This window comes from Actinokineospora pegani (assembly GCF_009745975.1).
In the GTDB taxonomy this organism is placed as follows: domain Bacteria; phylum Actinomycetota; class Actinomycetes; order Mycobacteriales; family Pseudonocardiaceae; genus Actinokineospora; species Actinokineospora pegani.
Genome location: NZ_WHOL01000052.1, coordinates 29,776 through 50,832, shown reverse-complemented (window position 1 = coordinate 50,832; position 21,057 = coordinate 29,776). Strand labels below are relative to the sequence as shown.

21 protein-coding genes are annotated in these 21,057 nt (G+C 71.8%); 15 read left to right on the top strand and 6 right to left on the bottom strand.

Features of this window, described 5'->3' with window-relative positions; translation table 11 throughout:
• Positions 1–89 precede the first annotated feature (89 nt).
• The 5 genes from GCL84_RS05340 to GCL84_RS05320 all read left to right on the top strand — a co-directional run bounded on the left by GCL84_RS05340 (position 90) and on the right by GCL84_RS05320 (position 7,410).
• Positions 90–824, top strand: coding sequence for a type 1 glutamine amidotransferase (locus tag GCL84_RS05340; protein ID WP_156754226.1), 735 nt, complete (start codon positions 90–92; stop codon positions 822–824).
• 2 nt (positions 825–826) lie between these two features.
• Positions 827–3,817: a bifunctional [glutamine synthetase] adenylyltransferase/[glutamine synthetase]-adenylyl-L-tyrosine phosphorylase gene (locus tag GCL84_RS05335; RefSeq protein WP_156754225.1), complete on the top strand. Its 2,991-nt coding sequence runs from the start codon at positions 827–829 to the stop codon at positions 3,815–3,817.
• A 257-nt stretch (positions 3,818–4,074) separates the two neighbouring features.
• A complete protein-coding gene (locus GCL84_RS05330) occupies positions 4,075–4,704 on the top strand; it encodes a hypothetical protein (RefSeq protein WP_156754224.1) in 630 nt (209 codons plus the stop codon).
• A 308-nt stretch (positions 4,705–5,012) separates the two neighbouring features.
• The gene (locus GCL84_RS05325; protein ID WP_156754223.1) at positions 5,013–6,887 is read left to right on the top strand and encodes an N-6 DNA methylase; all 1,875 of its coding nucleotides are present in this window, start codon (positions 5,013–5,015) and stop codon (positions 6,885–6,887) included.
• A gap of 100 nt (positions 6,888–6,987) precedes the next feature.
• Positions 6,988–7,410, top strand: a complete 423-nt coding sequence (locus tag GCL84_RS05320; protein ID WP_156754222.1) for an acyl-CoA thioesterase — start codon at positions 6,988–6,990, stop codon at positions 7,408–7,410.
• Here GCL84_RS05320 and GCL84_RS05315 read toward each other — a convergent pair.
• Positions 7,331–8,263 (bottom strand): DMT family transporter, encoded by a 933-nt coding sequence (locus tag GCL84_RS05315; protein WP_197523030.1) that lies wholly within the window; start codon positions 8,261–8,263, stop codon positions 7,331–7,333. The two genes, GCL84_RS05320 and GCL84_RS05315, sit on opposite strands and share 80 nt — an antisense overlap.
• A gap of 22 nt (positions 8,264–8,285) precedes the next feature.
• Between GCL84_RS05315 and GCL84_RS05310 the strand changes: the two genes are divergently transcribed.
• Positions 8,286–8,951, top strand: a complete 666-nt coding sequence (locus GCL84_RS05310) for a TetR/AcrR family transcriptional regulator (protein WP_235926007.1) — start codon at positions 8,286–8,288, stop codon at positions 8,949–8,951.
• Between the two features lie 108 nt (positions 8,952–9,059).
• Here the strand turns inward: GCL84_RS05310 and glnA are convergent, their stop codons facing one another.
• Positions 9,060–10,487 (bottom strand): type I glutamate--ammonia ligase, encoded by a 1,428-nt coding sequence (gene glnA / locus GCL84_RS05305; RefSeq protein ID WP_156754220.1) that lies wholly within the window; start codon positions 10,485–10,487, stop codon positions 9,060–9,062.
• A 216-nt stretch (positions 10,488–10,703) separates the two neighbouring features.
• On the opposite strand from glnA, the gene GCL84_RS05300 reads away from it, so the two are divergent.
• Positions 10,704–11,171, top strand: a complete 468-nt coding sequence (locus GCL84_RS05300) for an RDD family protein (RefSeq protein ID WP_156754219.1) — start codon at positions 10,704–10,706, stop codon at positions 11,169–11,171.
• Here the strand turns inward: GCL84_RS05300 and GCL84_RS05295 are convergent.
• Complete coding sequence (locus tag GCL84_RS05295) at positions 11,168–11,941, bottom strand: GNAT family N-acetyltransferase (RefSeq protein ID WP_156754218.1); 774 nt, start codon at positions 11,939–11,941, stop codon at positions 11,168–11,170. The two genes, GCL84_RS05300 and GCL84_RS05295, sit on opposite strands and share 4 nt — an antisense overlap.
• Positions 11,942–12,079: 138 nt before the next feature.
• The gene (locus GCL84_RS05290; protein WP_156754217.1) at positions 12,080–12,811 is read right to left on the bottom strand and encodes a DUF4191 domain-containing protein; all 732 of its coding nucleotides are present in this window, start codon (positions 12,809–12,811) and stop codon (positions 12,080–12,082) included.
• Positions 12,812–12,871: 60 nt separating this feature from the next.
• On the opposite strand from GCL84_RS05290, the gene GCL84_RS05285 reads away from it, so the two are divergent.
• The 7 genes from GCL84_RS05285 (at position 12,872) to GCL84_RS05255 (ending at position 17,939) form a co-directional block, all read left to right on the top strand.
• Positions 12,872–14,953, top strand: coding sequence for an ATP-dependent DNA helicase UvrD2 (locus tag GCL84_RS05285; protein ID WP_156754216.1), 2,082 nt, complete (start codon positions 12,872–12,874; stop codon positions 14,951–14,953).
• A gap of 152 nt (positions 14,954–15,105) precedes the next feature.
• Positions 15,106–15,495 (top strand): hypothetical protein, encoded by a 390-nt coding sequence (locus GCL84_RS05280; RefSeq protein WP_156754215.1) that lies wholly within the window; start codon positions 15,106–15,108, stop codon positions 15,493–15,495.
• A 108-nt stretch (positions 15,496–15,603) separates the two neighbouring features.
• Complete coding sequence (locus tag GCL84_RS05275; protein WP_156754214.1) at positions 15,604–15,981, top strand: WhiB family transcriptional regulator; 378 nt, start codon at positions 15,604–15,606, stop codon at positions 15,979–15,981.
• Entirely contained in the window at positions 15,978–16,193 is a 216-nt protein-coding gene (locus tag GCL84_RS05270) for a hypothetical protein (RefSeq protein WP_156754213.1), read from the top strand. Before GCL84_RS05275 ends, GCL84_RS05270 begins: the two co-directional genes overlap by 4 nt.
• Before the next feature lie 210 nt (positions 16,194–16,403).
• On the top strand, positions 16,404–17,063 hold the full coding sequence (locus GCL84_RS05265; RefSeq protein ID WP_197523029.1) for a DUF742 domain-containing protein: 660 nt from the start codon (positions 16,404–16,406) through the stop codon (positions 17,061–17,063).
• A complete protein-coding gene (locus GCL84_RS05260; protein ID WP_156754211.1) occupies positions 17,060–17,239 on the top strand; it encodes a hypothetical protein in 180 nt (59 codons plus the stop codon). Before GCL84_RS05265 ends, GCL84_RS05260 begins: the two co-directional genes overlap by 4 nt.
• Before the next feature lie 19 nt (positions 17,240–17,258).
• Positions 17,259–17,939: a GOLPH3/VPS74 family protein gene (locus GCL84_RS05255; protein ID WP_197523028.1), complete on the top strand. Its 681-nt coding sequence runs from the start codon at positions 17,259–17,261 to the stop codon at positions 17,937–17,939.
• Between the two features lie 12 nt (positions 17,940–17,951).
• Here GCL84_RS05255 and GCL84_RS05250 read toward each other — a convergent pair whose 3' ends face one another.
• Both GCL84_RS05250 and GCL84_RS05245 read right to left on the bottom strand, forming a co-directional pair.
• Positions 17,952–19,262 carry an ABC1 kinase family protein gene (locus GCL84_RS05250; RefSeq protein ID WP_156754229.1) on the bottom strand — a complete coding sequence of 437 codons (1,311 nt, stop codon included), beginning with the start codon at positions 19,260–19,262 and terminating at the stop codon, positions 17,952–17,954.
• A gap of 139 nt (positions 19,263–19,401) precedes the next feature.
• Positions 19,402–20,415, bottom strand: coding sequence for a TOMM precursor leader peptide-binding protein (locus tag GCL84_RS05245; RefSeq protein ID WP_156754209.1), 1,014 nt, complete (start codon positions 20,413–20,415; stop codon positions 19,402–19,404).
• A gap of 125 nt (positions 20,416–20,540) precedes the next feature.
• On the opposite strand from GCL84_RS05245, the gene GCL84_RS05240 reads away from it, so the two are divergent.
• Positions 20,541–21,047, top strand: coding sequence for a M48 family metallopeptidase (locus GCL84_RS05240; protein WP_156754228.1), 507 nt, complete (start codon positions 20,541–20,543; stop codon positions 21,045–21,047).
• The last annotated feature ends 10 nt before the right edge of the window (positions 21,048–21,057 follow it).

Genomic DNA, 21,057 nt, shown 5'->3' with positions numbered 1-21,057 from the left:
AGGCCCGAGAACACACGTTCTCGGGCCTGGGGCTTTTTCACGTTCCGGCCACGACAACGGCCGCACACGGGCGGGACTACGCTGCCACCGTGACCACCACGCGCGTCTGCGTCGCCCACCTCGCCGACCTGGACCCGCCCGGACGACTGGCCGACTGGCTCGTCGAGGCCGGTGCCGAGGTCGACGTCATCCGCCCCGGCGCACTGCCCGTCGACCCCGCCGCGTACGCCGGTGTCGTCGTGCTCGGCGGACCGATGGGCGTCCACGACACCGCTGACCACCCGTGGCTCAAGGAAGTCCGCGCGCTGATGTCGACGTGCGTGTCCAAGCGCATCCCACTGCTGGCCATCTGCCTCGGCGCGCAACTGCTCGCGGTGGCCGAGGGCGGTGAGGTCCAGCCCGGCGACGAGGGCCCCGAGGTCGGCCGCGGTCTGACCGCCAAGCGCGACGTGAGCTGGACCGACCCGCTGTGCGCGGACCTCCCCCTGATGCAGGACGTCGTGCACTTCCACCAGGACGTCATCGCGCGGCTGCCGGTCGGGGCCGAGCTGCTGCTGTCGGCCACCCGCTACCCGACCCAGGCGTTCCGGGTCGGCAGTTGCGCCTACGGCGTGCAGTTCCACATCGAGACCACGCCCGAGGTCTTCCGGCACTGGCTCGAGGTCTACCCCGGCTTCGCCCGGTGGGCCCACCCCGCGGACACCACCGACGAGGGCATCGCCAAGCTGCACGCCGACACCGAGGAGGTCTGGCGGCCCTTCGTCGACCGGTTCGTCGCCATGGCCGCGGGCGAGCTGGCCCCCGTCGCCAAGAACCTGCTGTAGCGATGGCCGACCGCGTCACGTCGTCGACGGCCAGGTTCGGGCTCACCGAGAGCCGGGCCGAGGCGGAGCTGCGGGCCGCCGGGCTGTGGGACGACCACGGGCCGGTCGTCGAGCACGAGCTGATCCTCACCGCCCTGTCCCGCAGCCCCGACCCCGACCTGGCGTTGCGCGGTCTGGCCCGCATCCGCGAGGCCGACGAGCCGGGGTGGGCGACGCTGCGCTCCGCTCTGGTGTCGAACCGGCGGTTGCGCGGGCGGATGATCTCCGTCCTCGGCGGGTCCAGCACCCTGGCCGACCTGCTCGTCGCCCATCCCGGCGAGTGGCGCAGGCTCAGTGGCGAGGGCGTCCCGGCGTCCGACTACGCGAAGACCCTGCTGCGCATGGTCGAGGCCGCGGCGGACGGCATCGCCACCAAGCGCGGCACGGAGGCGGTCAAGGCGCTCCGGTTCGGCTACCGCGGCCTGCTGCTGGAGCTGGCCGCCGACGACCTGGGCCACCTCGTCGAGCCCGCGCTCCCGGCGCCCGCCTACGAGGACGTGGCGAGCAGGCTCAGCGACCTGGCCGAGGCCGCGCTGCGGGCGGCGCTGGCGGTCGCGTGGGCGGAGAACGGCGGCCTCGCGAGCCAGGACAAGACCCGGCTCGCGGTGATCGCCATGGGCAAGTGCGGCGGCCACGAGCTCAACTACGTCAGCGACGTCGACGTGGTCTTCGCCGCCGAGGACGACCTCAGCCTAGCCACCCGGGTCGCCAGCGCGATGATGCGCACCGCCCACGAGGCCTGCTTCGAGGTCGACGCGAACCTGCGCCCCGAGGGCCGCAACGGCGCGCTGGTGCGCACCGTGGACGGACACCTGGCCTACTACAAGCGCTGGGCGCGGACCTGGGAGTTCCAGGCGCTGCTCAAGGCCCGCCCGGTCGCGGGCGACGCCGAACTGGGGCGCGCCTACATCGACGCCGTCGCCCCGCTGGTGTGGAACGCGGCGAACCGGGACAACTTCGTCGTGGACGTGCAGGCCATGCGCCGCCGCGTCGAGGACCACGTGCCCTCCGAACTCCTCGAGCGCGAGCTGAAGCTGGGGCGCGGGGGACTGCGGGACATCGAGTTCGCGGTTCAGCTCCTGCAACTCGTGCACGGTCGCACAGACGAGACGCTGCGCATCGGCTCCACGGTCGACGCGTTGGCGGCGTTGGCGGCGGGGGGCTATGTCGGACGCACGGATGGCGCGGAGCTGGCTGAGTCCTACCGGTTCCTGCGCACTCTGGAGCACCGCCTGCAGTTGCAGCGCCTCCGGCGCACCCACCTGTTCCCCGCCGACGACGACACCGCCGACCTGCGCTGGCTGGCCAGGGCAACCGGCATCGGCCCGGACCGGGGCAAGTCCGAGGCGCAGGTGCTGCTCGCGGAGTTCCGCAGGCGCGCCAACCGCATCCGGCGGCTGCACGAGAAGTTGTTCTACCGCCCGCTGCTCGAGGCGGTCTCGCGCGTGCCGACCGGCTCCCTGCGGCTGACCGCCGACCAGGCCGAGGCCCGGCTCGCCGCGCTCGGTTACACCTCCCCGCAGGGCGCGCTCAAGCACATCGAGGCGCTCACCTCCGGGGTGAGCAGGCGGGCGGCGATCCAGACCGCGCTGCTGCCGGTGCTGCTGGACCTGCTCGCCGAGACCGCCGACCCCGACGGCGGGCTGCTGGCCTACCGGCGGGTGTCCGAGGCGCTGGCCTCGACCCCCTGGTACCTGCGGGTGCTGCGCGACGAGGGCGCGGTGGCCGAGCGGCTGGCGTTCCTGCTCGGCACCTCCCGGCTGGTGCCGGACCTGGTGGTCCGCGCCCCCGAGGTGCTGCGGCTGCTGGCCGACCCCAAGGACCTGACCCTGCGCGACCCGGCCGAGGTGGCCGCGTCACTGCGCAACGTGGTGAAGCGGCACAGCTACCTGGGCAACGCGGTGACGGCCGCCCGGTCGTTGCGCCGCCACGAGCTGGCCAGGGTGGCGTGCGCGGACCTGCTGGGGTTCATGGACGTGTTGTCGGTGTGCTCGGCGCTGTCGAGCGTGTGGGGCGCGGTGCTGCAGGCCGCGCTGCACGCCGTCGACCGCTCGGAGGCCGTGGCCGCCGGGGGCAACCTGGCGCGCATCGCGGTGATCGGCATGGGGCGCCTGGGCGGGGCCGAGCTGGGCTACGGGTCGGACGCGGACGTGATGTTCGTGTGCGAGGCCGCGCAGGGCGTCTCCGACACCGACGCGCTCAAGTACGCGACCAGGGTCGCCACGACGGTGCGGCGGCTGCTGGGCTCACCGTCGCAGGACCCGCCGTTGCAGGTGGACGTCGACCTGCGGCCGGAGGGCAGGCAGGGCCCGATCGTGCGCACCCTGGAGTCCTACCGCGCCTACTACGCGCAGTGGAGCGAGGTCTGGGAGTCGCAGGCGCTGCTGCGGGCACGCCCGATCGCGGGCGACGAGGAGCTGGGCGCCCGCTTCGTCGAGCTGATCGACCCCATCCGGTACCCGGATGGCGGCCTGACCGATGACGCCGTGCGCGAGATCCGGCGGATCAAGGCCAGGGTCGACACCGAACGCCTCCCCCGCGGCGCCGACCCGACCTCGCACACCAAGCTCGGCCGCGGCGGCCTGGCCGACGTGGAGTGGACGTTGCAGCTCGTGCAACTGCGGCACGCCCACGAGTTCCCGGCGCTGCGCACCACCTCGACGATCAAGGGCCTGGCGGCCGCCGTGGCCGCCGGTCTGCTGTCGGCGGAGGACTCGGCGGAGCTGACCCAGTCGTGGCTGCTGGCCACCCGCGTCCGCAACGCGATCACCCTGGTCCGCGGGAAGTCGACCGACCAACTGCCGACCCAGGGCCGGGAACTGCTGGCGGTGGTGAGCGCACTGGGCCCGGACACCCCTGGCGGCCTGGCGGACCCGGGGGAGTTCCTGGACTACTACCGGCGCACCACCCGCCGCGCGCACTCGGTGATCGAACGGGTCTTCTACGACGAGTGACGTGCCCGGCTCCTCAGAGTGGTTCACATCTGATAGGGCGCACGGTACGACCGCATGTTCACAGATTTGAGCATTGACAGTGCTTGTCGTCGATGATCAACGCTGCTACGGTTGTCCGCAGAGCCAGGTATCCATGCGATCCGCATGAAGACAAAGCGATGCCCCGGGCGGCTTGCAAAGCAGAGGCGACCCGGGGCTTACATCCATCACCGTAGCACGGATTCGTGCTGCCCCAAAACCCGAGAGGCGGTGCCATCATGTCCGACATACCCGGGTGGGTTCGTGACGCGCTGTCTCCCGCGCGCTTCAAACCCTATTGCACAGCCGCAGGCAACGACATCGCGAGCGCGATCAAGCTCTACCACTGGAACGTTGCTGTGGCATCCGCGTTCCACACTCCGCTGCACTACCTCGAGGTCTCGTTGCGCAACACCGCGCATCGCACCCTGTCGAGAGCGTTCGACCGCTCGGACTGGTGGGAGGCCGCCCCGTTGCACGACAACGCCCTGCGCATGCTCGCCGACGCGGAGAAAGAGTTGAGGCGGCGCGACCATTCCACGACCAGCGACGACATGGTCGCCCAGTTGTCCTTCGGGTTCTGGGTGTCCCTGCTGGCCTCCGGGTACGACAGAACCCTCTGGCGGTCCCACCTCCACGTCGCCTTCCCAGGCAGGCCGCAGCGCAAGCGCCTGCACGAGGACATGAGGAGCATGCTGCTCTTCCGGAACCGGGTGATGCACTACGAGCCGATCCACCACCGCCACCTCGAGGCGGACCTGGCGACCATCCACCGGTTGTTGGGCTGGATGTCCGAGGACGTGCTCCGGCTCGTGGGGGAGATTGATCCGGTGGACGCGATCTTGGCGAACCGTCCGAGGTTCCGGTGACAGACGGTCCGTCGAGGCGGAACACGCGGTTGACGGCGTCTGAGGTCGCCAAGCACGCGGGGGTTGGACTGAGCGCTGTCAGCAACTGGCGGGCACGCAATCGGGACTTCCCGCAAGCGGTCGCCGAAGGTGGTCAGGAGACGTTCGAGGCTTCGGCGATCTCTGCTTGGCTGGATGGACGTAAGGTCCCTGGCAACCGCCTGCGCGAGGGGGAGGCCCCAGGGGCGACTTACGGCCAGAGGTTGCAGCGAAGCCTGGCGCAGGGGCACGCACCGCCTGCGGCGGTTCGACAACCCGATCGAGATCCGATGGCACTTCTCTGGTCGGCCACAGAGCCCCTCCGCGGTGAGGTGCACCCCACCGCCCTGTTTGGTCTCCTCTATAAGCTCGTTTACCTCAAGGCGACCGATCCGAGCCAGTGGCAGTCGGTCTTAGGCCGCGGCATCGGCGAAGCGGACCTCCACCTCCCCGGTCACCGTCGAGAACCGCTGGTCGGCGCAGATTTCGGACTCGTGCGCGATGAGAAGTTCCGGCATGTCCTGCGATTCATCGACGAGATCGACATGTCCGACGGCGTCGGCCCGGAGAGCACCGCAGCGCGCCTCGCGGACGACTTCCTAGCCAAAGGCGACAACCGCGTCGGTCGCGGCGGTGCCCATCACACCCCGCCCGCAGTGGCTGACCTGCTCGTGCGCATCCTGTCCTCGACCACGTCCGATTCGGTCCTCGACCCGTCGTGTGGCAGCGGTGAGCTGCTCTGCGCCGCAGGCAGGGGCAAGGCATTGGTGCACGGCCAAGTCGCCAACGTGTGGTCAGCGCAAATGGCCACGATGAACACGGCTCTCCACGGCGTCAGTGCGGAGATTCAAGTCGGCGACGCACTCACTTCAGGTTGTTTTGCGCAACACCGGTTTGACACAGTGCTCAGCAACCCTCCGTTCGCGATGCGTCTGCCCAGCGACTTAACCTTGAACTTGCCTTTCGGTCAGTCCGCGAATGCCGACTTAGCATGGCTGCAGCTTGCAGTGCTCAAGCTGAACCCCCTGGGTACCGCCGCAGTGGTGATGCCAGCCGGAGCGGCGTTCAGAGGAAACAAGGAAACGTCAATCCGCGCAGCCATGGTCGAAGCCGGGGTCGTTCACGCGGTGATCGAGCTGCCCTCGCAACTGTTCAAGCACACACAAATTTCCACGATGCTGTGGATCTTGCGGAGCCGAGAGGCCGCTGTTCCCAGATCGGACGTCCTGCTGATCAACGCGGCGCAACTGGGTACCCGCGTCAGCAACAGCGAGCAGATCCTCGCTCCGCAGGCCCAAGCACGGATCGCGACCGAATACGAGCGATGGCGGGAAGCTGCCGCGTTCAAGGGAGAATCCGGGTTCTCGCACTCAGCCACCTTTGAGGAGGTGAAGCGCGAGGATTTCGTTCTGCACCCAGCGCGCTACACCGTGATCGAGTCCGCGAAACCGGGGCCCGAGGATTTCGCGAAGTCGTTGGCGACGCTACGAGCTGAGTTGGCCGGTGTTCTCCGGGAGGCGCGCCGCACAGACGCCGACCTGGAGGAGGGCTTGAGCCGTCTGGGCCGCCAACAACGGGAGGACGGTTCCTTCGCTTCGTTGGGGGATATCTGCAGCGTCGTCGCGGGTCCTGGAAGCCTCTCCCCGGACGGGCGGGCCGCAGACGGGCGTCCATTGATCCTGACCCGCAACATTCGCAACGAACGTGTGGACTTCGGCGAGGTGGGCGCGGTCAGCACCTCCGTGGCCGCGACCATGGGCAAGTTCGCGGCCTCGGTGGGGGACATCGTCGCTGCGCGGGTCGGGTCTGACCGTCGGTTCGGCCTGGTGGGTGAAGGGCAGCGTGGCTGGCTGGTTGGTCCGGGCTGCATCCTCCTGCGGGCGCGAGAGAAAGTGCTGCCCGCGTTCCTCCTGCACTACCTGACCGGTCCAGACGCCCAACGATGGCTTGACACGCAGAAGAGAGGAACCGCGATTCACCACATCACGACCTCAGCGCTCAAAGCTTTGCCGGTTTGGCTTCCAACCCTGTCAGTCCAGCAGGAGGTCATCGAGACCATGGCACCTTTTCGGGCTGCTGCTCTGGCGCACAACCGCGTGGGGGAGATCGTGGGGGAGCTGAAGGCCTTGGTGCTGCCAGCCCTGCTCGCAGACCTGCCGGAATGATCGCGGGCCTCCGTTGTCGCGAACGCAGCTCCCGGCACTGCTGAGTGACGTGCGCAACCACCATTCGGGTACTGGTGGTCTCCGCGCTTAGGCTCGGCCCATGAGCACGCCCTGGTCCACCCGCATCGTGGTGCGCAGCTACGAACTCGACGCCCTCGGCCACCTCAACCAGGCGGTCTACCACCAGTACGGCGAGATCGCCCGCGTCGAGGGCTTCGCCGCAGCGGGCTGCGCCTGGGACGAGCTGCTGGCCAGCGGCGCCTCCCCGGTCCTGCTCGGCGCCACCATCTCCTACCGCCGCGAGCTGCGCGCGGGCGAGGCCGTCGACGTCACCTGCGAACTGAAGTTCGGCACCGGCAAGACCTTCCTGTGCGACTCGGTCATGACCAAGCTGGACGGCACCGTGTCAGCCGAGCTGTCGTGCGTCATCGGGGTCATGGACCTCACCGCCCGCAAGCTGTTGCCGGACCCACGGACCGCCCTGGAGGCAGCGGGTCTGGACCTGGCTCTCCTCGGCGCTTGACGGGGCCTTTGCTCGCGGTGTTCAAGACGGCGACGGCGACCGCGCTCACGAGCAGGCCGATGACGGCTGTGCGGCGCAGGGGTTCGCTGAACATCGCCGTTGCCCACAGGGCGGTGGCGGCCGGGGTCAGGTAGAGCAGGGTGCTGGCTCGTTCCGCGCCATCGCGGGTGGTGACGAGGTAGTAGAGCCCGTAGCTTCCGATGCCCGCTAGGGCTGCCCACGCTGTGGCGGTCCAGAACGCTGTGGTCGCCGGGGGTGTTAGATCGCCCACGACGGCGGTGTACGCGGTGATGAGTCCCGCGCTGATGACTGCCTGGGTGGCGAGGCTCTGCATCAGCGGTGTCGAGGTGCGCGGGGTGGTGGTCCACCGCTGTTGGAGCAGGGTGCCCGCGGCCAGGGACAGCATCGCCAACAGCGGCAGGACCAGCGCCGTGATGCTGACGCCCGCGCTCAGGTCCCCCGCGGCGGTCAGTGCGACGCCGGCAGACCCCAGGGTCAACCCGCAGGCGTGGGCGAACCGGAATCGCCTGCTCCCCAGCAGCGCGGCTGCCGCGAGCACCAGCGCCGGTTGCAGGGAGGCGATGAGGGCGGAGGTGCCCGCGGGGACCCCCGCGGCCGCCGCCCAGTAGACGCCCACCAGGTAGAGGCACTGGCACAGCACGGCGAGCACCGCCTGGCGCATCCACTCCCGCCGGTCCGCCGCCCGCGGCAGCCACGGGAGCAGGACGACGGCGATGACCAGGAAACGCCAGGCCAGCAGCGTCGTGGGCGGGGCGGCGCGGGCGCCGAGCTCGGCGCCGATGAACCCGGAACTCCAGACGAGGACCAGCGCGAGTGCGCGGATGGTGGCCATGAGCCGCATGTAACCATACCGGTTGGTATACTCGCAGTTCACCGATGAAGGGGAGGCGGCCGTGCTGGGCACGCTCACCACGATGGACGACACCACCCCGGGCGTCCTGCGGCCGGTCCTGCAGCCGCTGCCTGCGCTGACCGAGGCGGGGACACGACTGCTGGACGCGGCCAGCGACCTGTTCTACCTACGCGGGGTGCGCGCCGTCGGCGTGGACCTCATCGCCGAGACCGCCGGGACGACGAAGAAGACCCTCTACGACCGGTTCGGTTCCAAGGACGCCCTCGTGGCGCTCTACCTGCTGCGGCGGGCGCACCGCTGGCGCGACCACCTGCTCACCCGGTTCGCCGAGGCCGGGGTCGTCGCCGACGACGCCGCCGAGCGGACGGTGCCCCTGGTCTTCGACGCGTTGCAGACCTGGATGGGGACCCAGCGACGGGGCTGCGCGTTCGTCAACGCCTACGCCGAGGTCGGCGACAGCGAGCACCCGGCCGTCCCGGTCATCCGCGCGGAGAAGGCGTGGATGCGCGCCTTGTTCGACACCCTCGCGGGCGACCTCGGCGTGGGAGCCCACCTCCACCTGCTCTACGAGGGCACCCTCGTCCTCCTCGCCGCGGGCGCCGACCCCGGAGCGGCGGCCAACGCCCGCCGCTCGGTCCAGGCCGTGCTGGCGCACGCCGACGCCTGACGCGGCCCGGGACAGCGCAGCGCCCGCCCGGGAGGCCCGGGCGGGCGCTGTCGCTGCCTGGTTCAGTCCAGCCTGGTTCAGGCCAGCCTGGCTGAGCCCAGCCGAGAGTCACACGTCGTAGTAGAGACCGAACTCGTACGGGTGCGGGCGCAGGCGCAGGGGGTCGATCTCGTGCTCGCGCTTGAAGGCGATCCACGTCTCGATGACGTCGGGGGTGAACACGCCGCCCTCGAGCAGGTAGTCGTGGTCGGCCTCGAGCGAGTCGAGCACGTCGCCCAGGGAGGCGGGGACCTGCGCGACCGACTTGGCCTCCTCCGGCGGGAGCTCGTAGAGGTCCTTGTCGATCGGGGCCGGGGGCTCGATCTTGTTCTTGACGCCGTCCAGGCCCGCCATCACCAGGGCGGCGAAGGCCAGGTACGGGTTGCCCGAGGAGTCGGGGCAGCGGAACTCGACGCGCTTGGCCTTGGCGTTGTTGCCCGTGATCGGGATGCGGACGCAGGCGGAGCGGTTGCGCTGGGAGTAGACCAGCGAGACCGGGGCCTCGTAGCCGGGCACCAGGCGGTGGTAGGAGTTCACCGTCGGGTTGGTGAACGCCAGCAGCGACGGGGCGTGCTTGAGCAGGCCGCCGATGTAGTGGCGGGCGGTGTCGGACAGGCCCGCGTAGCCGGACTCGTCGTGGAACAGCGGGACGCCGTCCTTCCACAGCGAGGAGTGCACGTGCATGCCGGAGCCGTTGTCGCCGTAGAGCGGCTTGGGCATGAAGGTGACGGTCTTGTCGGCGTTCCACGCGGTGTTCTTGATGCTGTACTTGAACATCTGCAGGTCGTCGGCGGCGTGCAGCAGCGTGTTGAACCGGTAGTTGATCTCGGTCTGGCCGCCGGTGCCGACCTCGTGGTGGGCGCGCTCGATGTTGAAGCCCAGGCCCTGCAGGTCGACGACCATCTTGTCGCGCAGGTCGGCGAAGTGGTCGACCGGCGGGACGGGGAAGTAGCCGCCCTTGAACTTGGTCTTGTAGCCCAGGTTCTTGCCGTCCGCGTCGGCCGCGCCGGTGTTCCACCAGCCCTCGACGGAGTCCAGCTCGTGGAAGGAGCCGTTCTCGGTGTAGTCGAAGCGCACCGAGTCGAAGATGTAGAACTCGGCCTCCGGGCCGAAGTACGCGGTGTCGGCGATGCCCGACTCGGCGATGTACTGCTCGGCCTTGCGCGCGATGTTGCGCGGGTCGCGGGAGTAGGCCTCGCGGGTGAACGGGTCGTGCACGAAGAAGTTGATGATCAGGGTCTTCTCCGCGCGGAACGGGTCGATCCTGGCCGTCGCGGGGTCGGGCAGCAGCAGCATGTCCGACTCGTGGATCGACTGGAAGCCGCGGACGGAGGAGCCGTCGAAGGCGAGGCCCTCGTTGTAGGCGTCCTCGTCGAAGGCCGCCGCCGGGAGGGTGAAGTGCTGCATGACACCCGGCAGGTCGCAGAACCGGACATCGACGAACTTCACGCCTTCTTTGGCGATGAAGCCCAAGACCTCGTCGGAAGACTTGAACACGCTGGTTGGCTCCTTACGTCTGATCTGCCGGCCGGGACCGGCCCACCGCGCGGGGCGAAGGCAGATGATCACGCCTGTCCGCTCTGCGTGATGAAAGTAAGAGGGCGGTGTTGCCCGACCATCACCCTCATGTTTCACGGGCGTTAACGGCACCCGTCGTCGCTGCCGAGCATGCCGGCTGTCACCGCCGGTGGCACCCCGTCCTAGGCTGCGGGGGTGAGCAGATGGACCGGCACGTGGCTTCCCGGCTCGGGTGCGGAACGCGATTCCCAGCGGTGGCCGGGCGAGCGGATGGGACTGCCCGAGAAGGGCGAGGGCTCGGTGGCCTCGGGGGGAGTGCGCCTGCTGGCCCTGGTGGTCGACCTGGTCCTGGCCTCGTTGATCACGTCGTTGTTCCTGCCGCTGGACTTCGACGACCCGACGGCCAACTGGAACCGCAACCTGCTGTCGGTGGCGATCTGGCTGGTGATCACCGTGGTCGGGGTGGGCGTGATAGGCCTCACGCCGGGCAAGATGCTGCTCGGGATGCGGGTGCTGCGCATCGACGGCAGCGAGCACGTCGGGCTGCGCGCCGTGCCCCGGTCACTGCTCGTGGCCGTCATCATCCCCGCCGCTGTCGTCGACCGGGACGGGCGCGGCCTGCACGACAAGGTGGGCGGCACCGTGGAGCTGCGCACCCGCTAGAGCGCGGGCTCCTCGGCCAGGTGCACGGCGGTGGCGACGGGCAGGTACCCGACGCCGCGGTAGACCCGGTCGGCGTCGGCGCTGCCCGGGGTCAGCCAGGCCAGATCGACGCCCGCCTCGGTCATCGGGACCAGGGTCGCGGCGGCGGTCACCAGCGCGCCGAAGCCCTGCCTGCGGTGCTCCTCCTCGGTGGCGATGCCCACCACCTCGGTCACCCCGTCGGCGACGGCCGTCCACGACGCCACCGCCACCGGCGTCCCGTCGACCCAGGCCAGGACCATCCCGCCTGCGCCCGCGTCCGGCGCGGGCGCCTGGGCCACCGGCTCGCCGAGGCCGCCGAACGCGCGGTGGGCGATGCCGTCGCCGATCAGCCGGTGCTCGGTGGTGGTGACCCGGGAGACCACGACGCCGGGTGCCGGGTCGGGCTCGACGAGGGCGTCCCGGGCGACGGTCATGACCGGCACGCGCAGGGTGACGCTCAGCCCCGCCCCGGCCAGCGCCCGCGCGGCCCCCGGCGCGGCCTCGTCGACCAGTTCGAAGCGCAGCGTGCCCTCGGGGAAGACCTCGCGCAGGGCCCGCAGCGCCGCGGCCACCTCGGCGGGGTCCTCGACCGGCTCACCCGGGCGGGCGGCCACGGCGTAGCTGAGGAACTGCGGCCCGTCCGGGGCGAGCAGGCCGGTGAACGGGCCCGCCTGGACCAGGGTCCTGCTCCGGCTGAGCCCGCGGAGCTGGGCGGCGGCGATGCGGGCGGCGGTGTTCGCGGGGGTCACCCGTGCGACCGTATCGCCCGGTGGGCGCGGCAGCCGACCGGCTTTCGCCCGGGCGTGGTGATCTCGTCCGGCCGTGGAACGCGGAACAGCCGACCGGAAGATTCCGGTCGGCTGCTCGGCGGCGGTGTCTGGCGGGGGTCAGCGCCTGCGCATGGTGCGCTGCACGCTGCGCATCTTCGCGCCCTGCGGCATCGGGCCCTTGGGCAGTGCCGCGCCCCGGCTGGCCAGGGCGGCCATCCGCTTCTCCACGCCGTCGATCTCGGCGGGGCGCAGGTTGTTGGGCAGCTTCATCAGGTGCCGCTGCAGCTTGGCCAGCGGGATCTGGCCCTCCTCGTTGCCGACGAACACGTCGTAGATCGGCGTCTTGTCGCCGATGACGCGCGCGACGCGCTTCTTCTCCTGGGCGAGCAGCGTCTTGACCCGGTGCGGGGCGCCCTCGGCGACCAGGACGACGCCGGGGCGGCCCAGGACCCGGTGCACGGCGTCGAGCTGGGTGGTGCCCGCGACGGCGGGGGTGACCTTCCAGCGGCCGCGCAGGTTCTCCAGCGCCCACGCCGCGGCGCCGGGCTGGCCGTCGGCCTTGCCGTAGACGTTGCGCTGCACCCGTCGGCCGAAGATGATCACAGCGGCGAGCAGGCCGAAGGCGATGCCGACCGGCAGCAGGAACCACTCGATGCCGATGAGCAGGCCGATGACGAACACGACGCCCGCCACCACGAGGAACGAGCCCACCATCCACGGCAGGAGGGCCTTGTCCTCCTTGCGCTGCATCTGGAAGGCCTGCCAGATCTGCCCGCGCTTGGCCTTCGACGCGGCCTTGCGCGCCGCCTTGGCTTCCTTCGCGGCCGCCTTGTCCTGCTTATCCGCCATGCTCCCAGGATACGGTGCGCCCTCCCGCGCACACGAGCCGCGCTCTGCGAGGATGCGGGCATGGCCAGCGACCGAGGACGCGACGACCTGCTGGCCGGGCTCGACCCCGAGCAACTCGCCGCCGTGCGCGCCCCCCGGGGCCCGGTGTGCGTGCTGGCCGGGGCGGGCACCGGCAAGACGCGCACCATCGTCAGCCGCATCGCGGCGCTGGTCTCGGCGGGCCACGTCTCCGCCGGTCAGGTCCTCGCGGTCACCTTCACCGCGCGGGCGGCGGGGGAGATGCGGACCCGGCTGCGCGCGGCCGGGGTGCCGGGCGCGCAGGCCCGCACGTTCCACGCCTCGGCGCTGCGGCAGTTGCGCTACTTCTGGCCCAGGGTCGTCGGCGACAGCCCGTGGGAGCTGCTCGACGGCAAGCTGCGCCTGGTCGGCCAGGCCGCGCACCGGGTGGGCACGAGCACGGAGCGGGAGACGCTGCGCGACCTCGCGGGCGAGATCGAGTGGGCGAAGGCGTCGCTGGTGGCGCCGCAGGACTACCCGGCGGCCGCCGCCCGCTCGCGCCGCGACGCCCCCACGGCGCCGGAGCTGGTGGCGAAGGTCTACGCCGGGTACGAGGAGCTCAAGAACCAGGCGCGGATGCTCGACTTCGACGACCTGCTGCTGCACACGGCCGCCGCGCTGGAGGAGCACGGCGAGGTCGCCGAGGAGTTCCGCGACCGGTACCGGTGCTTCGTCGTCGACGAGTACCAGGACGTCACGCCGCTGCAGCAGCGGGTGCTCGACGCGTGGCTGGGCCAGCGCGACGACCTGACCGTGGTGGGTGACGCCAACCAGACCATCTACTCCTTCGCGGGCGCCTCGGCCCGGCCGCTGCTGGAGTTCACCCGCCGCTTCCCCGACGCCACGGTGGTCCGCCTGGAGCGCGACTACCGCTCGACGCCGGAGGTGGTGTCGCTGGCCAACCAGGTCATCGGCGCCGCGCGCGACCGGCCCGCCGGGTCCCGGTTGCGGCTGATCGGCCAGCGCCCGCCCGGTCCCCGGCCGCGGTTCACCGAGCACGACGACGAGCCGACCGAGGCCGCCGCGGTGGCCGCGCGGATCAAGGAGCTGGTCGACGAGGGGGTCGCGCTCAGCGAGATCGCCGTCCTCTACCGGGTGAACGCCCAGTCGGAGGTGTACGAGCAGGCGCTGGCCAAGCTGGAGATCCCGTACCTGGTCCGCGGCGGCGAGCGGTTCTTCCAGCGCTCCGAGGTGCGCCAAGCGGTGGCCGCGATCCGCACGGCGGCGGTGGCGAACCCGCGGGGGGAGCTGCCCGCGCTGGTCCGGTCGCTGCTGGCGCCGCTGGGGCTGAGCGACGAGCCGCCCGCGGGCGGGAGGCTGCGCGAGAAGTGGGACTCGCTGCTGGCGCTGGTCGAGCTGGCCGAGGAGCTGGTGGCGGCCGAGCGGGGCGCGGACCTGGCCCGCTACGCCGCCGAGCTGGAGCAGCGGGCGCAGGCCCAGCACCCGCCGACGGTCGAGGGCGTCACGCTGGCGTCGCTGCACGCGGCCAAGGGCCTGGAGTGGGACGCGGTGTTCCTGGTCGGCCTGGTCGACGGGACCATGCCGATCCAGCACGCCGACGGGGACAACGCGGCGATCGAGGAGGAGCGCAGGCTGCTCTACGTGGGGGTGACCCGCGCGCGGGTGCACCTGTCGTTGTCGTGGGCGCTGGCGCGCGCGGAGGGCGGCAAGCGGTACCGGCGGCGCAGCAGGTTCCTCTACGGGCTCATCCCGCAGAACGACCCGACCGCGCGGGTGCCGCTGCGGCAGCGGGAGGCCGGGGCGCGCGGGGTGGACGCGCCGCGGTTCTGCCGGGTGTGCGGATGCCAGCTCCACGGGATCATGCCGGTCAAGCTGGGCCGGTGCGCGGACTGCCCGGCCGACCTGGACGAGGGGCTGCTGGACCGGCTGCGCGAGTGGCGGGTGGAGCGGTCCAAGGCGCTGCGCGTGCCCGCGTACGTCATCTTCACCGACGCCACACTTTTGGCGATTGCCGAACAACGTCCGGCGGATCGGGCCGCTCTCGTGGCTATCTCCGGGATCGGGGCCTCGAAACTGGACAAGTTCGGGTCCGAGGTGCTGTCGATAATCACCGGCGGGGACTGATCGAAGGTCGTGTGACTGGCGTCACTCGAAGTTGTGGAAAATAGGTTGCACGGCCTCTGCGAGGCCCAATAACCTGCATGTGTCCGGGAGGAAGAACGCCCGGGGAAGCACCGCTGTCGGACTGACATCCGGCGGCCGACGAAGGAGTGGAGGTGGACAGCGTGGAGTTCAAGTTCCCGGAGACCAAGGTCTCGATCGAGCAGTGGACCCCGACCTGCCACCTGTTCCCGGAGTCGGTCCCGCACACCGCTGTGCGCGTCCTCGGCACGCCGGTCGTCGGCTGGCCCACCGCCGGAAAGCGCGCCACGGGCGCGTGCGTCGGCGGCATGTCGGTCATGGGTGGCAGCGCCACCCCGAAGTCCGCTCTGTCTGTTCATGGGGGCGACCTGGAAACCCTCCAGGCTCGTCGTGAGCGTGTGGCCGCTCTGGGGGCGTCCGTCGCACACACCGCACACACCACCGTTCTCTCCAACAACACCGGTCTGGTCGCTGATGGCGGCTTCCCGCGTGTCCTGTCCGTTGTGTCGGGCCGGAGGACTTAGCGCTCAGCGCAAGCTCCTGGCCCAGAGGCCGCGGACTCCGACACCGGAGTACGCGGCCTTTGTTTTTGACCACAACCGGTTTTCTTCCCAGTCAGGAGTTTCTCGACCATGTCGACCACCACTCCGCTGCCCGGCGGAGACCTGTCCGACCTGCTCTCGCAGACGTCAGGGGTCAGTGAGCTGCTGGACGCGGCGCCGTCCGCGGGCTTGGCGCTGCCCTGCCGGTCCGCCGACAACCCCGACCTGTGGTTCGCCGACGCGCCCGCCGACCTCGAGCGCGCCAAGGACCTCTGCGGCGACTGCCCCGTCCGCGCGGCCTGCCTGGCCTCCGCGCTGGCCAGGCACGAGCCCTGGGGTGTCTGGGGCGGCGAGATCTTCGAGCGCGGCGTCGTGATCGCCCGCAAGCGGCCGCGTGGCCGCCCGCGCAAGGCCGACCTCGCCCGCGAGGCGGCCGAGCGCGCGACCAAGAACGGGGTAGCCGCATGAACGCCCAGCTCAGGGACCCGATGTACACCTTCAAGCCGGAAGGTCCCACGGAGATGTTGCTCCACGAAAACCTCGCCAGATCACGAATGCGCGAGGCGGACCAGGTGGCGCGAGCCCGCCACCTGGTCCGCCGGCTGAGCGCCGCGAGGCGCTGGCAGCGCGTGTCGAAGTGGGCGGCCAAGCGCGCCGCGCACCTCACCGCCATCCTCTGACCCGCTGCCCTGATCCGACAGCCCGAACCCACCCACTACCCCGTGTGACGCCCGCCACCTCATCGGTGGCGGGCGTTCGCCGTTAGGGTGGGATACTGGATGGAAACAGTGTTGTCACCGCGTGCCTGGCGGGGCGGGCATAGGGTGTTGTCCCCTGTACCCGACGCGTTGGGGCTCATGGTGGTGCAATTCGCGCAGGACGCCAGTGGCGTGAGCGCAAGACGCGGGTCCTCGCCCGAGGTGGGCCGCACCGGCGCCCGGTTCGGGCCCCGCGGTCAGTGGCGGCTCGCCGCCGGGGAGCCCGACCCCGTGGACCCGCAGCCGGACGAGCCGAGACCGGACTCCGCGATCGGCCGCGTCGGCGCCCGGTTCGGCGGCTCCGCCCGCAAGCGCGGGCGCGCCGCCGTCGAGGAGCCCGTCGACTCGACGACCGAAGACGACCTCGACGAGCTGTTCGCCGCACCCTCCCCGGTCCTGGCCCCGGTCGACCCGGTCCGGCCGTGGTCCCCGGAGCCGGTCAGCGACGAGGCGTGGACGACCCGCCCCGAGCAGCACACCCTCGTCCGCCCCTACGCCTGGACCCGCGGTCGCACGCACACCCGCTCAGACCTGGCCCTCGAGGCCCTGGTCTCCACCGTCTCCGCCGAGCGCGCCACCTCCTGGGAGCACCGGGCGGTCGTCGACCTGTGCGCCACCCCGCGGTCGGTGGCCGAGGTGTCCGCCCTGATGAAGCTCCCGCTAGGCGTCGCGCGGGTGCTGATCAGCGACCTCGCCGAGGCCCAGGCCGTCAGCGTCCACCAGCGCGCCGACGGCGCCGCCAACGACCTGGAGTTCATGGGCCGCGTGCTCGCGGGCCTGCGCAAGCTGTGACCGGCGCCGACCAGTTCTGCGCGCTGTGCGGGCGGGCGCGCTCCGCCGAGCCCGCCCTCGCCGCCCTGGCCTGGGCCAAGGACGCCCAGGACGGCGCGCCGCGCTGGCTGTGCGGCCCGTGCGCCAGGGACAACGTCCGCGCGATCGAGGGCAAACTGCCTGCCGAGCACTGGTGACCCCGATACGGTCAGGCGCGTGCTGATCGCCGAGGACCTGCTGCTGCTCCTGCTCGACGACGAGTCCGGCCGGGTCAAACCCGCGGGCACCCAGGTGGACACGGGCCTGGCGGGCGCCGTCCTGGTCGAGTTGGCCGGGCTCGGCCTCGTCGACGTCGCGGGGGAGGGCGCGCCCGCCAAGAAGGGCCGCGTCGTGCGCCGCCCCGGCTCCCCGCCCGAGCACCAGGTCCTGCGCGGCTGCTACGCCCGGATCGCCGAGTGGGAGGGCCGCGAGCCCGGCCCGGTGCTGGCGAAGCTGGCCAAGGGCCTGCGCGCCGAGATCACCGCGAGCCTGGTCGTCCGGGGGCTGGTGCGCGAGGAGAGCAGGAAGGTCCTCGGCCTGATCCCCACCACCCGGGTCTTCCCGCGCGACGCCGACCACGAGGCCCAGGTCCGCGCCCGCCTCGACGCCGTCCTCGCGGGCGCCGAGCCCGACCACCACTCCGGGGCGTTGATCACCCTCCTGCACGCCCTCGACGTGCTGCCCCGCGTCCTCGACGTGCGGGACAAGAAGGCCGCCAAGAGGCGGGCCAAGGAACTGGCCGACGGCGATTGGGCCAGCGAGGCGGTGCGCAAGGCGGTGGCCCAGGTCAACCAGGCCGTCCTGGTCGCCGTCGCGTCCTCGAGCTCCGGCGGCGGGGACGGCGGCGGGGGTGGCTGAGCCCCGGTCCGCTCAGCCGTCGTCGTCGGCGAAGCCCGGCTGCCAGTGGGAGATGATCTCCCGCATGCCCACCCGGGCGCCGAGCTGGCACAGGATGCCCGTCGCGCCCGCCGTCACCCGCTGGATCAGCAGGTACTGCGGCGGCAGGTTCAGCGAGCGGCCGGTCTTGAAGTCCTGCCCCTTCACGTCGCCGACGCGCCAGGCCTGGCGCTGCATCCAGCGGCGGGAGAAGTGGAAGACCTCGCTGGCGGCGGGCTCGGCGAACGGGGCCAGGTAGCCCAGGACGTCCTCGGGGTCGAGCTTCATGCCCTCGCGGATGAAGCCGTCCGCGCGCATCTGGGCGGCCAGTTCCTCGGACTTGCCGTCGACGGCCAGCCGGGTCATCACCCCGAGCGGGCGCGGCAGGCCCTCGGGCAGCCGGGCGATGGCCCCGAAGTCGATCACGCACAGCCGCCCGTCCGGGGTGAGCATGAAGTTGCCCGGGTGCGGGTCGGAGTGCAGCAGGCCGACGCGGGTCGGCGAGGAGAAGTGGAACTCGGCCAGCAGCCTGCCCGCCTCGTCGCGCTCGGACTGCGTGCCCTCCTTGATGATCGAGGCCAGCGGGCGCCCGTCGACCCACTCGGTGATCGTCACCTTGGGCGCGCTGGCCACCACCCTGGGCACCAGCACCTGCGCGTCCCCGGCGAAGGCCTTGGCGAAGGCGCGCTGGTTGGCGGCCTCGGCCCGGTAGTCCAGCTCCTCGGTCATCCGGTCCGCCAGCTCCTGCAGCAACGGCTTGACGTCCAGGCCGGGGGCGAAGGGCTGGAAGAGCTTGCTGAACCGCTGGAGCTGCCGCAGGTCCGACCGCAGGGCCTCGTCGGCGCCCGGGTACTGCACCTTGACCGCCACCACGCGCCCGTCGTGCCACACCGCCCGGTGCACCTGGCCGATGCTCGCCGCCGCGGCCGGGGTGTCGTCGAACTCGGCGAACCGGGACGCCCACCCGTTGCCCAACTGCTGGGCCAGCACCCGGTGCGTGGTCGCCGTGCTCATCGGCGGCGCGGCCGACTGCAGCTTGGTCAGCGCCTCCCGGTAGGGCTCGGCGAGCTCGTCGGGCACCGCGGCCTCGAACACCGACAGCGCCTGGCCGAACTTCATCGCACCGCCCTTGAGCTGGCCGAGGACGGCGAACAACTGCTCCGCGGTCCGCGCCGACATCTCGGCGCTGACCTGGTCCGCGGTCTGCCCGGCCAACCGCTTGCCCCAGCCGCCCACGGTCCGGCCCGCGACCCCGAGCGGGATGCTGGCCAGCCGCGCGGTCCTGGCGACGGTCTTGCGTGGCATGTCATTCACCAGACGATTGTCCCCTCTTCCGCCGCCGCGGCACACGGCTATCCCCGGCCGAACCGGGATTCGTGGGGATTCTCCCCACCGGATCCAGGTTCTCACCCCGCGCCCAGTCTCCGGACGTGAACACTTGTCATCAACCGCCAATCGCGCGCCCCGCCCCGCACCCGCACTCTGGGTGCGGCGGCCAGGCCTGTCTCGTCAGGGTCCCCGCAGCCGGGTCGACCCGCAGTGCGACACCGCCGACACCGGTCGGCCCGCGCAGCGCCGCAAGGGTTTGCGCCACCGCCAGCGCCGCCGCGGCGTGCACCGTGGCCAGGTCGGCGGGCACCGCCCGCCCGGCGACCTGCGCGGCCACCACCGGCCAACAGGCGTCCCCCGCGGTCCGGTGCAGGTCCAGGCAGCGCAGGCAGGCCGTGCGGCCGGGCAGCACCAGCGGCCCCACCACCCCGACGCCCTGCGCGGCCGACACCGGCAGGTGCGGGGCGCGCAGGCAGGCCAGCACCGCCGGGTCGGGCACCGGGGCGTCGGCGAGCACCACCAGGTCAGGTGACCGGCCGTGGAAGCCGTGCGTGCGCACGCTGTCGCTCGCGCGCGCCACCACGCCGCAGGCGGCCTCCGCGCGCGGCAGGCCGATGTCGCGCCTGCGCAACCCGGTGCCCAGGTCGGCGGGCTCGACCCGGCCCCGGGCCACGACCCGGACGTGGCCCACCCCCGACTCGGCGAGCAGCCGCCCCACCGCGACCGCGATCCGCCCGTCGCCGCGCACGAGCACCCCCGCCGCGGCGCGGGTGGACAGTCCCGCGGTCTGCCGGGTGGCCGCGTGCGCGGCGTCGGCGGCCAGCTCGGACGCCTGCACGGGGCCCGCGGCGTCCTCCAGCAGCCCGCGACCGGCCAGGCCGGCCAGCAGCTCGGCCATCTCGGCCCGGTGCGGGCCCGCCCGGCGCAGCAACCCGGCCGCGGTGTGCGCGCCCGCGAGGTCGTCGAGCGCGTCGAGGACGGCGGGCGGCACCCCGTCGACCACCGTCGCGAGACCGGGCTCGAGGCCGATCTGGACCTCGCCTGCGCGACGGCGCAGCAGGGGCAGCCCCGGCCGCAGCCGGGGGCGGCGCAGGGGCGGGTGCGGGGGTGTCCGCAGGGGTGCTCGCATAGCTGCGAGAGTGCCGGATTCCGCCGAATGGTGGGAAAAGTTGTCCACAGGCGAGCGTCACACCCCGTCGGTCCTCCCGGAGTGTCGGTGTCGCGGTTTACGGTTGCGCCGTGGCCGAAGTCGAGGTGCGCAGGAGCAAGCGACGAACCCGCACCGTCACCGCATACCGCGAGGGGAACACCCTCATAGTCCTGATCCCCGCCAGGCTCTCCAAGAAGGAGGAGGCGCACTGGGTGCGGGAGATGGAGCGCAGGCTGCTGCGCAGCGACACCAAGCGCCGGGGGCCCTCGCGCACCTCCGACGCCACCCTGCTGGCCCGGTGCGTCGAGCTCTCGGACCGGTACTTCGACGGCCGGTGCGAGCCCGCCGCCGTGCGCTGGGTGCCGCCCATGCGCACCCGGTGGGCCTCGTGCACCCCGGTCGACCGGACGATCCGGGTCTCCGAGCACCTCAAGCAGGTGCCCGCCTGGGTGCTGGACTACGTGCTGGTGCACGAGTTGGCGCACCTGATCGAGCCAGGGCACGGGCCGGAGTTCTGGGAGCTGGTGCAGGCCTACCCGCGCACCGACCGGGCCATGGGCTTCCTGGAGGGGCTGTCCGCCGCCGCGGGCTGGGGGTTGTCGGTGGACTGACGCGCGGACG